10 protein-coding genes are annotated in these 13957 nt (G+C 53.2%); all 10 read right to left on the reverse strand.

The window, feature by feature from the left end:
- Positions 1–5 precede the first annotated feature (5 nt).
- The gene (gene parE / locus MKX64_RS23920; protein WP_341037735.1) at positions 6–1985 is read right to left on the reverse strand and encodes a DNA topoisomerase IV subunit B; all 1980 of its coding nucleotides are present in this window, start codon (positions 1983–1985) and stop codon (positions 6–8) included.
- Positions 1986–2087: 102 nt separating this feature from the next.
- Positions 2088–3077 (reverse strand): ABC transporter permease, encoded by a 990-nt coding sequence (locus MKX64_RS23925; RefSeq protein WP_095263591.1) that lies wholly within the window; start codon positions 3075–3077, stop codon positions 2088–2090.
- Positions 3070–4038 (reverse strand): ABC transporter ATP-binding protein, encoded by a 969-nt coding sequence (locus MKX64_RS23930; RefSeq protein ID WP_341037739.1) that lies wholly within the window; start codon positions 4036–4038, stop codon positions 3070–3072. The genes MKX64_RS23925 and MKX64_RS23930 overlap by 8 nt, the downstream gene beginning before the upstream one ends.
- Before the next feature lie 62 nt (positions 4039–4100).
- Entirely contained in the window at positions 4101–4946 is an 846-nt protein-coding gene (locus MKX64_RS23935; protein WP_155617840.1) for a GDSL-type esterase/lipase family protein, read from the reverse strand.
- A 195-nt stretch (positions 4947–5141) separates the two neighbouring features.
- Entirely contained in the window at positions 5142–6236 is a 1095-nt protein-coding gene (locus MKX64_RS23940; protein WP_341037742.1) for a threonine aldolase family protein, read from the reverse strand.
- 181 nt (positions 6237–6417) lie between these two features.
- Entirely contained in the window at positions 6418–7260 is an 843-nt protein-coding gene (locus MKX64_RS23945; RefSeq protein WP_341037745.1) for a CAP domain-containing protein, read from the reverse strand.
- Between the two features lie 284 nt (positions 7261–7544).
- Positions 7545–8006, reverse strand: a complete 462-nt coding sequence (locus tag MKX64_RS23950; RefSeq protein WP_095263585.1) for a GNAT family N-acetyltransferase — start codon at positions 8004–8006, stop codon at positions 7545–7547.
- Between the two features lie 140 nt (positions 8007–8146).
- On the reverse strand, positions 8147–9946 hold the full coding sequence (locus MKX64_RS23955; RefSeq protein WP_413773600.1) for an ABC transporter ATP-binding protein: 1800 nt from the start codon (positions 9944–9946) through the stop codon (positions 8147–8149).
- Between the two features lie 68 nt (positions 9947–10014).
- Positions 10015–11799 (reverse strand): ABC transporter ATP-binding protein, encoded by a 1785-nt coding sequence (locus MKX64_RS23960; protein ID WP_095263583.1) that lies wholly within the window; start codon positions 11797–11799, stop codon positions 10015–10017.
- 324 nt (positions 11800–12123) lie between these two features.
- Positions 12124–13957: dynamin family protein (locus MKX64_RS23965; protein WP_341037750.1), on the reverse strand; the 1834-nt coding region annotated here is incomplete at its 5' end.

A 13957-nucleotide genomic window follows, 5' to 3' on the forward strand; every position in this document is an offset into this window, starting at 1 on the left:
ACCTTCTATTCCTCAGACTCGGCAAAATCGACGTTCTCCACGATCCAGCGCTTGCGCGGATCGACCTTGTCTCCCATTAGCGTTGATACGCGCCGTTCCGCTTTGGCCGCATCTTCAATCTGGACCTGCAGCAGCGTCCGTGTCTCCGGATTCATGGTCGTTTCCCACAGCTGATCCGGGTTCATCTCGCCGAGCCCCTTATAGCGCTGCAGCTCATAATTTTTGAATTCCTTCAGATAGTTAGCCAGCTGCTCCTCCGTCCACGCATATCGCACCGTTTCCAGCTTGCCTGAACGGCTGGCGATTTTGTAGAGCGGCGGCTGGGCTATATAGACCCTGCCCTCATCAATGAGGGGCTTCATGTACCGATAGAAGAACGTGAGCAGCAGCACCTGAATATGTGCGCCGTCGGTGTCCGCATCGGTCATGATAATGATCTTGGAATAATTGCTGTCCGACGAGGAAAATTCGGTGCCGATTCCAGCTCCAATCGCCGATACAATCGCCCGGTACTCCTCGTTTTTCAAAATATCAGCCAACTTCGACTTCTCCGGGTTCATCGGCTTGCCCTTCAGCGGTAGAATCGCCTGGATTTTCGAATCCCGGCCCTGCTTCGCCGAGCCGCCAGCGGAATCGCCTTCCACGATGAACAGCTCAGTCCGTGTGAAATCCTTCGATTGAGCCGGCGTCAGCTTGCCGCCCAGATTGGAGCTCTCGCTGCGCTTCTTGCCGCTGCGCATCTCGTCTCTGGCTTTGCGGGCCGCTTCGCGGGCTTTGGAAGCCTGGATCGCTTTCTTCAGCAGCGTTTGTGCAACTTGCGGATTCTCCTCCAGGAAAATCTGCATCTTCTCGGTTACGATACTATCAACCGCACTGCGGGCGGAGGCGCTGCCAAGCTGATCCTTCGTCTGGCCGACGAATTCCACCTCCGACATTTTGACGCTGATGACCGCCATCATCCCTTCCCGCAGATCGTTGCCCTCCAGGTTCTTGTCCTTCTCCTTCAGAAGGCTGTTCTTCCGGGCATAATCGTTCATCACACGCGTGTATGCCGTCTTAAAGCCGGTCTCATGCGTTCCTCCGCCCCGGGTCGGGATGGAGTTGACGAAGGATGCCAGCGTCTCCGTATAACCGGCATTGTATTGCAGCGCGATCTCCACTTCGATATCATCCTTCTCGGCATAGAAATGGATGACATCGTGAAGCACATCCTTGCCTTCATTCAGAAACTGAACGAACTGGCTCGCTCCGCCTTCGTAGAAGAACTCTTCGCCATTGCCGCTTCGCTCATCCTTGAGCACGATGCGCAAGCCCGAGTTAAGAAACGCGATCTCCTGAAGCCGCTCGGCCAACGTGTCGTAGTTGAGATTGGTGCTGGCCGAGAAGACGCGTGCATCTGGCTTAAACGTAATCTTGGTCCCGGTCTTGTTCGTATTGCCAAGCACCTCAAGCCCGGTCACCGGCTCACCTACATGCTCCTTGCCGTTCTTGTCCTTCCAGTACTCGAAGCGCTGACGATGAATTTTGCCATCGCGATAGATCTCCACTACGAGCCATTCGGACAGCGCGTTAGTCACCGATGCACCAACCCCGTGCAATCCGCCCGATTTCTTATATCCCGACCCGCCGAATTTACCGCCAGCATGCAGAATCGTAAAGACCACCTGTGGTGTAGGGATGCCTGTCTTGTGCATGCCGGTCGGAATTCCGCGCCCGTTATCATAGACGGTCACCGAACCGTCTTGATGCAATGTAATTTCAATTCTCGTGCAGTACTTGGCCAAATGCTCGTCAACGGCATTATCCACGATCTCCCACACCAGATGATGCAAGCCGGACGTGCTGGTGCTGCCTATGTACATGCCTGGCCGTTTGCGTACCGCAACCAAGCCTTCGAGCACTTGAATGTCGTCAGCATCGTATCCTGAACGGCTGTTACCGCCATTCTGTGATGACTCTGCAAACAAATCGATCTGTTCGACCATTCATGCTCCTCCTTCAATTCTCATATCAAATCATTCATTAACGATACTTTGGGAATCATACCCTAGAAAAAATGCAAACAGATGTTTCATGCTTTGTCCATTTTAATTCAATATATCCCTTCTCGTAAAGACGCTGAATGAAACTAGGATGGCCAAAGCCGCCCAAACCGCCAGTACAATCAGGGAAAAATTGAGTGTCATGCCTTCAATTGGAGGCAGATTGCCGGCCAAATAGTCGGTCAGGTTCAAATTCACCATGAACAGATATTTGGCACTGTTCCAAGCGGAGGCCATGTTCGTCAAAATATTGCCCGCAATGAGAGCCGCCATCATAATGACGATGCTGGCCGCCGTGCTTCGTACAAGTACGGACACCATAAAGGCCAGCATGCCGACACAGACACCGACATACCAGACGAGACCGCCTTGCATCAGCAAATACTTCCACTGCGGCACCGCTTGAACCGTGGACATGTCCACCTCCGAGCCTACGATCGTAAAGCCCGTAAATATCGGCAGATTAAACCCGGCGTAGCCGAAGGCCAATCCGGACACAAGATAAGCGATAATATATGCCGACACCACGATGAGCGAGATAAACATCAACAGTGCGACCAGCTTGCTGAGCAGCACTTTCCATCGCTTGACCGGGCGCGTAAGCAGCATCTTGATCGTCCCCGTCGTCCGCTCCCCGGACACAATATCGGAGGCGATCGCCATAATCATGAGCGGGATGAACAAGGAGATGGAATTATTCATGAACTCACGGGTAAATGTGACGCCATTCGGTTCATTAGGATTTACATCATGCTCCAAATAATACCGCATTTGCTGAATAAAAATCATCCGGTATCGCTTCCATTCATCCGGAATCCGGTCGCTGCTGAGCGAAGACTCGTTGTCCGTGATCCGCTGCTGCAGCTCCAGCCGCCAGTCGCTGTTAAACTTGTCGCGGCTTCGCTCTGCCGATTTCATCTGTGCATATGTAAACATCGGCACCAGAACGAGCAGCACAAGCAATATGACATAAAATCGCTTGCGTTTGACAATTTTTATCGTTTCATTCTGGATCAAAGGCCACAAGCTACTCAATATTCTCACCCTCCGTCATCTGGAGGAACAGCTGCTCCAGTGTAGGATTGATCCGGTGAACCGCCCGAACCTCAATACCTTCGCGAACGAGCCGCTCGACCGTCCGGGAGGTGGCATACTCTTGCATTCGCGTCACAATCGCATCCGGGGACATCCCGGCTAATATTCCATCATCCAGCTCTTCTTCCGGATGCTCCACTACCTGGCAAGCCTCCAGCTGCTCCAATATCTGCTTGCCCTTCGCAGCCGGCTGAAGATCCCATATCACCAGATCGCTGCTGCCGGATATCAATTCCTCCACTTCGCCGACAGCCAGAATGCGGCCGCTGCTAATAATGGCCACCCGGTCACACAGCAGCTGAATTTCACTGAGCAGATGACTGGATACAAATACCGCCAGCCCCTCGGCCGCTAAGCGCTGAATGAACTGCCTCATCTCCTTGATCCCCTTCGGATCCAGGCCGTTAGTCGGCTCATCGAGGATGAGCAGCTTTGGGCGGCCAAGCAGCGCCTGAGCGATGCCCAGCCGCTGTCTCATGCCGAGGGAATAGGTGCTGACCTTGTCGTGAATTCTTCGGTTCATCCCGACCAGATCAACCACCTCGGTGATTCTGGCCTGATCGACTCCCTTTTGCATCCGCGCAAAATGTTCGAGATTTTCCCAGCCGGTCAGAAACGAATACATCTCGGGATTTTCCACGATCGAGCCGACATAACGAAGCGCCTGCTCCTGCTGACGATTGACATCATAACCGCTGACCTTGATCACACCGGAGGTCGGCTTGATCAAATCGACCAGCATCCGGATCGTCGTCGTTTTGCCGGCTCCGTTCGGGCCGAGAAAGCCGAAGATTTCGCCCGCTCTCACATCAAAGGTCACGTCGTGTATAATCCATTTTCGACCAATCTTTTTCTTAACATGCTCGACTGACAATACAACTTCCGAAGATTTTCCGTTCAACGCTTAAGCCCCCTCCGCTATCTTCATGCTCGCGGCTATACGCCAGGCGGGCGTCCCGCCTGTCACAACAAGCCTTTCACGATTCGTTCCGCTATCGCCTGATATCCCTCGCCGTTCGGATGGAAATGATCCGAGGATAAATACACATCCAGCTTGTGCTGGAACAGGTCAAACGTTGGAACTAGCGTCATATTGGCATCCCGGCTGATCATTTCCATCGCGGCCTGATTCCAGGCGGATACCACGATATTTCCGGGGATGAGCAGCTCCGGCAAATCCGCAAACGGATGATACAGCCCTACGTAGACAATGCGGGCATGAGGATTAATCTCCCGCAAGGTTCCCAGGATGCGCTGCAATCGCTCGGTTGCCTGCGGGAGCGCCTCCATCAGCAGTTCCGGATCCAGCTCCAGCTCGGCAGCGCCCGAGTTTACAGAAGATAACAGGCCGCTGCCTTGAAACAAGTCATTGCCGCCGATGGTCAGCAAGATCAAATCAGCCTGCTCCAGTGAATATCGGACCCCTCGTTCACCAAGCTTCGGCAGCAGCTGCTCAGTGGTTTGCCCGTTGACGGCCAGATTATTCAGCAGCTCCGTTTCCCGGCCCTCCGCATTCAGCAAATCGATGGTGCGCCGCACATACCCGCCTCCGGCATCTCCGGTTCCCCTTGTCAGCGAGTCGCCGATGGCCGCCACTTTAATGGTCTCCGGAAGCGCAGGCAGCCCCTGTGGGTCCGCGGTCGCTGGCGGCACGGATTCGATCTCGGTTTCGCCTGGTTGCTCAGTGATTACCTGTCCCTGGGGATAGTTAATATCCCGAAACGCATATACAAAGCCGGCAATGAGCAGAACCGTAGCTACGATCGAGGCTGTAGCGGCGATTCGCCATATCCAGGCAGTTGATTTCATAAGCTCCTCTCCCTCCTGTGAAGTTGGCACACCGGTTAGTCATGATCGATCCTGAAATCATCTGATTCGTCATCTTTGATTCTGAAAGCACCAGGCTCGTCCACTGCATGAATCGTTCGTCCGGCAACCATTATGTACATTACCTTAAAACTTCCGGGATTCATTTGCAATATGACATGGCGTTTCAAGCTTCCATCATAAGCGTTGGCGAAGCTGCTCATCCAGCAGACGAAACGCTTCTTGCAGTTTAAGTTTCGGCACGCCTGCGTAACGATCACCGATCGTTACTTCATAACGGCATGAAACGTCATCATCGCTGCTCAAATAGCTGGTCAGGCCGACCCCTGTTGTTTCACAGATGTCAATCATAACAGCCTCCAGCTGGTCCTTCGGCAGAGGCACAAGCACATGAAACATGTTCGATACCGGCACGTTCGGAAGAATTGTAACTCCGTAACAAGCATGATAGAAGCTCGCCAGTTCCTTGGCCCCCTCGTAATATTGCGCCATGCGGGACTCACGCTGATCAAAATAATAATCGGCGCTTAGAATATAGGGATACAGGCTGATCAGATCGCCGCCGTGCCGCCTTTTCCACACTTTGGATGTTTGAATGAAATCGGCATCCCCGGCCAGCACCGCGCCCGCAATCCCGCCGATGCCTTTATATAACGAGATGAACACACTGTCAAACAGGCTGCTGATTTCAGCCGCGGACCGTTCATAATACGGCGTTATTTCTAACAAGCGCGCCCCATCCATATGCAGCTTGATGCCGCGTTTACGGCAGTAGGCCGAGATCGCCTCCAGCTCCTCGTATTCAGGCAGCTGGCCCCCGATCTCCCGCTGCGGCAGCTCTAATAGCAGGCACGCAATCTCGCCTTCAATCTGCTGCACATCCTCCAGCCGGATGACTCGATTGTTGTCCGCAATAAGCACCGTTTCGATATGATGAAGCTCCTTCAAGCCATCCTCTTCGTGAATCTCCAGATGGCATAGCGGATGATAAGCCACCCTCTTCAGCTGCTGCCGGTCACACCAAATGCGCAGCGCGATCTGCTGCGCCATCGTTCCGCTCGGGAAAAAGACAGCTGCTTCCTTTCCCAAATAGTCGGCCATCCGGTTTTGAAAATCCTCGATGATTTTCCCGCCGCCGTAGTGGTCGCCCTGCATCATGCCATCCGCAGCGTCAAGCGCATCTTTAAGCATTTGCACATTGCGTTTGCCATGACCCGTTACCGGATAAGCAGCCCCGATGAATGCTTCAATCAGTGTCTTGTTCTCTGTCATCCGCCTCGTTCTCCCCTTTAAACATATTGTCACTATGCCTAAAGATATCATATCGGCGTTTGTTGCCGCAAAATAAACCTTCGGACGTCGCCCGCCAGCGGCGCAATAAAAAGCCGTTTCATTCCGTAAAAAGAATGAAACGGCTATCGAAGCTCCTGGGGATATCGTGGACATCACCCGATTATTGGCTAATAAATTCTTGCACCCAGTATCCGTTGTAATATCCGACACCAATCATCGTAAAGTTCGGAGACAGGATGTTCTCGCGGTGACCTTGGCTGTTCATCCATGCGTTCATCACTTCCTCTGCAGAACGCTGACCCATCGCGATGTTCTCACCAGCATAGCGGTACGAAATGCCGTATGCCTTCATCATATCAAATGGGGAGCCATGGGTAGGCGAGGTGTGGCTGAAGTAATTGTTGTCGCTCATATCCTTCGCTTTATCTACCGCCATGGTCGTCAGTCTGTCATGAACCGTGAGCGGGCTCAGACCTGCCTTCGCACGCTCATCATTCACCAGTTTCACAACTTGGGCAGCAAAGCTGGATTGATCCGTTGTGCCTGCAGGCTGTGCTGGAGCAGACGGTCTGCTCGGCGCTGCGTTATTTCCGGATCCCGGTTGGCTGCTCTCGGGCTGACTTGCTGACGGCTTCTCTGCAACCGGCGCCTTTGGCTTATCCGGCTGGCTTGTCGAAGGTTGATCTGTCGATGGCTTGCTTGGTGCCGGCTTCTCGGCCGACGGCTTGCTTGGTGCTGGCTTGTCTTCAGCAGGCACCTCAGCCGATGGCTTGTCCACCGCTTGACCCTTGCCCGGTACGGACGGAAGCTCCACTTGATACTGGATCAGCCACTTGCCCCACCACTGGCCTTCGAGCAATTTCTGAACCGCTTGCTGATAGTTCTGAATCGGCTCGCTCTTGGCCGGTGCGGCCGATGCGGTTTGCGGAAGCAGCATGCCTACAGCAAGGACCGCTGCGATACCGGTCGTGCCGGCGATTTTCTTGAAATTATGTTTGCTCATGAATAAGTCATCTCCTTATTAACCAATGGAATGATTCCGGCGCCTGATCGCATAGATGTTCAGTCTGGGTGTTGTTTCTTAAGTATTGCTGCGATCAGACAATGGTTACATTTTTGTAATTAACTTACGACCACATTGTAACATATCTAAAATTCACAACAAGCCCACAAAAAATGGCAGGCTGATCCGGCCTGAACAACAAAACCGCCCCGGCATACCGGGACGGTTCAAATCAAAAGAAAAATACCCATCACATCCGTGATGGGTTCATGAAAGCAAGAAGACTACAGCTTCTTGCTAAACTGATAACAGTTCTTCTCAAATCCGATATGTTCATAAAACGCATGTTCCGGGGCAAGTTCTTCCCGGTTGCCGCTCACGAGAAACAAGAGGTTGCTACCCTGCTGCTTACCCCATGCTTCTGCTGCCCGGATTAATCGTTTGCCGATTCCTTGGCCGCGGCAGTTTGAGGTTACAATTACCGAAGTAATTTGAGTGACCTGCTCGGTCTTAACGAAGGATTTGACTTGTCGAAGCATGATCATTCCTACAACCTTGCCATCCAGTTCTGCAACCATATTGCAGTGCAGCGGATCGGCAGACATTGCCTCCATCCGTTCACGCATCACATTCAGCGTGGTCGGATAATTCAATTCTCGCATTAGGGAGGTGACAGCTTCCAAATCTTTCTGCTCAAAGTTTCGAATCAGCAGTGCAGGCGCAGACACAACGCTTTCGATGCTCATTATAACCTCATGCTTCCCTTCTTCTATGAAATTGTAAAACTACTATCTCTATTTTGTTAGTTTATGAAGAAGATTGCAAGAGCGATACGACATTTTTTTTACATTTGTGTCGGATTTGTTAAACCTTTGTTAATCCAATTTTACAAAAAACGGTATTGTGCCTCAATCAATCCGTAATAGGTACCTTTTTCCTTCATCAATGCCTGATGATTTCCTTCTTCAATGATCCGGCCATGATCGAGAACAACGATATGATCTGCATGCCGAATCGTGGACAATCGGTGGGCAACGATAAAGGAGGTGCGGCCTTTAAGCAGCAGTTTGAGCGCTTCTTGAATTTTCAACTCGGTTTCGGTATCGATGCTGGCCGTTGCCTCGTCAAGAATGAGAATGCGCGGGTCAGCAAGCAAGGCTCTGGCAAACGACAGCAGCTGACGCTGCCCCATGGACAGCATGTTGCCGCGTTCCTCTACCTCGGTGTCATAACCATTCGGCATTTGAACGATGAACTCGTGCGCGCCGACAGCCTTGGCAACCTCTTCAATCTCCTCGTTGGTCGCATCGAGACGTCCGAAGCGAATGTTGTCGCGAATGGTCCCCGAGAAAATAAACGTATCCTGGAGCACGATGCCAATCTGATGGCGAAGGCTCTCCACCTCGACATCCCGGATGTCGTAACCGTCAATCGTCAGCTTGCCATCTGAAATATCATAGAATCGGCTGAGCAGATTGATGATTGTACTTTTACCGGAACCGGTGTGCCCTACAAGTGCAATGGATTGCCCGGCCTTGACATCCAGATTGATCCCCTTCAGCGCCTGACGTCCCTTCTCGTATTCAAACACAACGTTCTCCAGCTTGATGTCACCTTTAATCTGCGGGAGCTTGGTTGCGTTCGGCTTGCTCTTGATGTTCGGATCCTCGTCGATGAATTCAAAAATCCGTTCAGAGGACGCCATCGCCACGAGAAGCTGGTTGTACATTTGACCCAGGCGGTTAATCGGCTCCCAGAAGTTGCCGACATACTGGGCGAACGCGACCAGTAGGCCGATCGTCAGCTGTCCTTGCTGGATGAGGGTGGCCCCCAGCCAGAACAGAATCAGCGATCCGAAGCCGCCGGTAATCTCAATCAGCGGGCCGAACCCTTGGTTCATCGCAGATGCTTTATCCCAGGACTTTTTGCTGTCCTTGTTCATATGGTCGAAGAACTTCATGTTCTCCTCTTCTTGCGTGTAGGCTTGCGTCACCCGAATTCCTTGAATCGACTCGTTCAAGTGAGAGTTGATCCGCGAGTTCTTCGTCCGCACTTCCTGCCAGGCTCTGCGAATCCGAATGCGAAGCTTGGTCGAGATGAAGAACATGATTGGCACGGTCACGATGACCGCCAGCCCCAGCTTCCAGTTAATCAGAAGGAGGATAATGACGATCCCGAACAACTGGACGCAGTCAATGATCAGGTTGACGACCCCGTTTGTGAACAGATCCTGAAGCGAGTTGACATCGTTCGTAACCCGGACAAGTACGGAGCCTGCTGGGCGCTTGTCAAAAAAGTTGAATGACAGCCGCTGAATGTGGCGGAACAGATCGGCCCGAAGATCGTAAATGACCCGCTGTCCAATAATGTTCGTATACTTGATCCGGAAAATGCCGGTAATCCACTGAATGATGTACAGGACGAGCACGATGATCGTAATCTGATACAGCATCGTCAAGCTTGGAGTGCCAACGCTCGGATCAGGATCAATCGCCTTGTCAATCGCCATACTTGTCAGAAACGGAACAGCCAGCTTGGTCGCTGTACCGATGATCATCATCAGGGCGATCAGCGGTAAAATCTGTTTTGCATAAGGCCTCATATACGAGATGAGCCGGGTTAACTGCTTCCAGTTAAACGGCTTTTCAATCGCATCATCATCCTTGTACACAAAACGCTCGTTCATCTGTCCTTCCGGCTTGTTGTCCCCGGAGGACGTGCGCCTGTGCCGGGGCTCTGTATTTACATTTGTGCTCATACTTGCACCTGCCCTTGCGCCTTGCCAAGACCCTCTTGCGATTGTCTGGCAATAAGATCCGCATATTGTATTTTGTATACATCCTGATAAGGACCAGGAACCGCAATCAGGTCATTATGCTTGCCTCGCTGCACAATTTTCCCTTCATCCAGCACAAGGATCTCGTCAGCATGTCTTAATGAAGAAATTCGATGCGCAATAATAAAGGTGGTTCTGCCGCGCATCACTTCCTGGAACCCGGCCTGGATTTCATGCTCGGTTTCCATATCGACGGCGCTCGTCGCATCGTCCAGAATGAGGATTTTCGGATCCTTCAGCAAAGCGCGCGCAATCGCGATCCGCTGCTTCTGGCCGCCGGAGAGGCCCATTCCCCGTTCGCCGACGATGGTGTCGTAGCCGTCTTTCATTTCCATAATGAAATCATGCGCTTTGGCCAGCTTGGCAACGCGGATAATTTCATCCATCGATACATCCTTCATCCCGTAAGCAATGTTGTTCTTAATGCTGGAGGAGAACAAGAATGTCTCTTGAAACACGGTGGCAATCTGACTGCGAAGGCTTCTCACCTTAATATCATTGATGTTCACGCCATCCAGCTTGATCGTGCCCTGATTCACGTTATAGGCATGCATCAACAGCTGAATAATGGTGGACTTTCCGGAGCCGGTGCCACCAAGCAGACCAATGACCGTTCCCGGAGGGGCATCGATATTGATATCCTTGACTGCCGCCATTTTGTTGCCGTAGGCAAAAGTGACGCCATCGAATACGACATGACCTTTGACCTCGCTAGGCACCAGATCTACAGCATTCTCCCTGTCCTTGACGTCAATCGGCTGATTCAGCAGCTCCAGCACCCGTTCACCGGACGCTTTGGACTGCGTGTAGTTGTTGATATGGAAGCCAATGCCCCACAGCGGTCCGATGATGTACCAAATCAAGCTGAAAAAGGCAACCAGCTGGCCGAGCGTAATCGACTCGTTAATAACCATCGTGCCGCCGACCACGAGCAGAATGACCACGCTGATGTTGGCAAAGAGCTCCATAAGCGGAAAATAACGCGCCCAGATGCCGGAAGCAAAAATTTGGTTCGATTTGTAGCGTTCGTTCCGACCGGAAAACTTCTCCACCTCATGCGGCTCGCGGGCGAAGGACTTAACGGTACGAACCCCGGTGATGTTCTCCTGGACCGCGGTTGTCAGCGAGCTGAGCGCCAGGCGCATCTCCTGGAAAGCCGGATGGATTTTGGACTCGAATTTAAGCGCTGCCACGACGAGAAACGGCATTGCCACCAGTGTGACCAGCGTCAGCTGCCAGCTGATGGTCAACATCATGATGGCGCCGAAGGTCACCATCAGCAGCATGTTGAGAAGCTGAGCGAAGCCGAAGCCGATAAACATCCGGATCGCTTCCAGGTCGCCCGTCAGACGGGACATCAGATCGCCCGTTCGAGCCGTGTCATAATAACGGAATGATAAAAATTGCAGCTTTTCATAGCAGGCATTTCTCAGCTTGTAAGCGAGAAAGTTTCCCAGTCGGCCACCAAAAAAGCCATGCAGAAACTGCATTGAGGCTTTCAGAATGACAACGCCAAGCACGGTAAGGGCCAGCTGCGGCACAATCCCAAAGTTCTGTTGCTTGATGGCATCATCAATCAGCACTTGCAGCAGATAAGGGTAGACAAGCCCTAATCCGGTTGCAATGGCCAGACACAGGATGGAAAGAAAGAGGTAACTTCGTTTCTCCCAAAAGAAGCCCTGCAGTTGCCTGAGAACATTCATGTTTTTCCTCCTTTGGATTTTCGTTCGGTTATGTAGCATTAATGAAGTTTATCACCGACCTCACCCCTCGGCAAAGAGAATAAATCGCCGTATATTCGCCTTTACCTCCCCATCCCGGCAAATTGGGGAACTTATCGTCGGTTCATGATTAAATAATCGTTAATTCTCATAAATACTGGGGCATGTTATCTCAATTCTTGTACCTTGGGCTTCCCGGAATTCAAGGCCTTATTGCAGCCTGAAAAATAAGCAATAAAAAGCCCCAGGCCCGCAGTGGGGCCAAGGGCTGGAAGCGCCATTAAATGTCATTTTTCACGCAATTTTCTACTCATCCGACCGCTGAGGCCGACGCTGAAGCTGCATATCCAATTCATGAGCCAGCTGCCGCCATACTTCCGGAGACTGCCCATCCTGAAGTGAGCTGACAAGAGCGTCCACCGCTTCGTCGAGCTGGGTCTTCAGCTGGCTAGCCTGAAGCTGCAGCGAATGGGCCAGCTGCTGTTCATAATGAGCAAGCAGCTGCGCCTCGCGAGCCTTCAAGGCAGCCGCGATCGCTTCCTTCACCTTAGGCTCCAGCGCTTCCCGGAGCTTTTGGCTGCCACTGCCTTCGAAGAAGGCTTTCGGGTTTTTGAAGTAAGGCCAGTAGGTAGACCAGTCCTCCCCGAGCTGCAGCTCGGTTTCCTGCAGCTCCGGAGCTGCCCAGTCCTTCTCCCGGCGAAGGGTGAGCGTACAGCCGGCCCAGCCGGAAATGTCCGACACCGCCTCATGCGCCGCCTGCTCCACCCATGTTCGGCCGGCCTTCTCCAGCCTCAGCGTGGTCGCCCACAGCTCCTGATCAAGCTCCAGCGACAGGGTGCGCATCAGATCGCGCCCGCAAGCGGCAAAAGCCGACTTCAGCTGCCCCGCTTCTTCGCGAAGCACCGATGGATGGAACGACTCCTGGAAGAAGCGGCCCAACGCATATTCCAGCCGCTGCCGGACATGGAACAGCAGCTCGCTGCACTCCCGGCCCATATCCTTCGCCAGATCATGCCCGGCGAGCACAGACAGCCTCGCCAATCCTTGCTCCCGCGCCTCCTTCAGGCCGGCGATTCTCGCCGCCCGGGCATGCTCATCCTGGGCAGCCATATCCGCCCAGGACAGGACGCGGTCCCGGACCACAGCCATCTCATCATAGCCTGCGCGAAGCGACAGCCCCGGCAGTTCTTCTACCGCAAAGTGACCGAGCGCCGTCTCAAAGGCCGGAAAACCGGATTGGCCCAGCTGCTCCTCATCGCCCGCCCGCTTTCCTTCCAGCGCCAGCATGCTGGACACCGGAAAAATATGCGGGCTGCCTACACCGCTCCGCGTCAAATTGCCGCGGACATGCTTCACGACCTCTTCCAGCTCTTCTTCTGTGGACGCGAGATCGGCGGCGTTGACAATAAAAAACATTTTATCAAGCGCAAAGCTGTCCTTCACTCGGCCGAGCTGGGACAGAAACTGTCGGTCGGCCTTGGAGAACGCATGATTATAATACGTGACATACACAATCGCGTCCGCATTCTTAATGAAATTGAAGGTTACACCTGTATGGCGGGCATGAAGCGAATCCGCTCCCGGCGTATCCACCAGCACGATGCCCTGCTCGGTCAGCGGACAGCTGTAGTACAGATCAATGCCGTCAACGAAGCAGGATCTGGTCTCGTCTGCAACGTAGCTCCGGTACATATCCAGCTGCACGTTCTCGGTCGTGCCGAGCTTGCTGCTCATCATCTCCCACCCGGTGGCCGCCGCTTTAAGAAATCCGTAATGCGGCAGACCGGCCGGATGAAGCCCTTCCGGGGTAAGCCGCTCGGCCGCTTGACGCCAGCTGCTCTCCGCCGGCGGCTCAAGGCCGAGCACACTGAAGGAGTATTTCAGATCCTCCCACCACATCTCGTGGGTTTTCATGCGGACGGCAGCCGTCCCATGCGGCATCGCATCGGTCGGCGCCATAATCCGGTTGACGGCAGCCGTTGTCGGATGCGGCGACACCGGCAGCACCGCTTCGCCGAGCAGCGCGTTGGCGAAGGAGGACTTGCCGGCGCTGAACGCCCCGAACAGCGCCAGCGTAAATGAGCCGCCCGCGAGCGCATCCGCGCGGGCGGTCAAATCCCGCGCGGCCGACGCCAGCGCG

The organism is Paenibacillus sp. FSL M8-0334 (genome assembly GCF_038000405.1).
In the GTDB taxonomy this organism is placed as follows: Bacteria; Bacillota; Bacilli; order Paenibacillales; family Paenibacillaceae; genus Paenibacillus_AQ; species Paenibacillus_AQ campinasensis.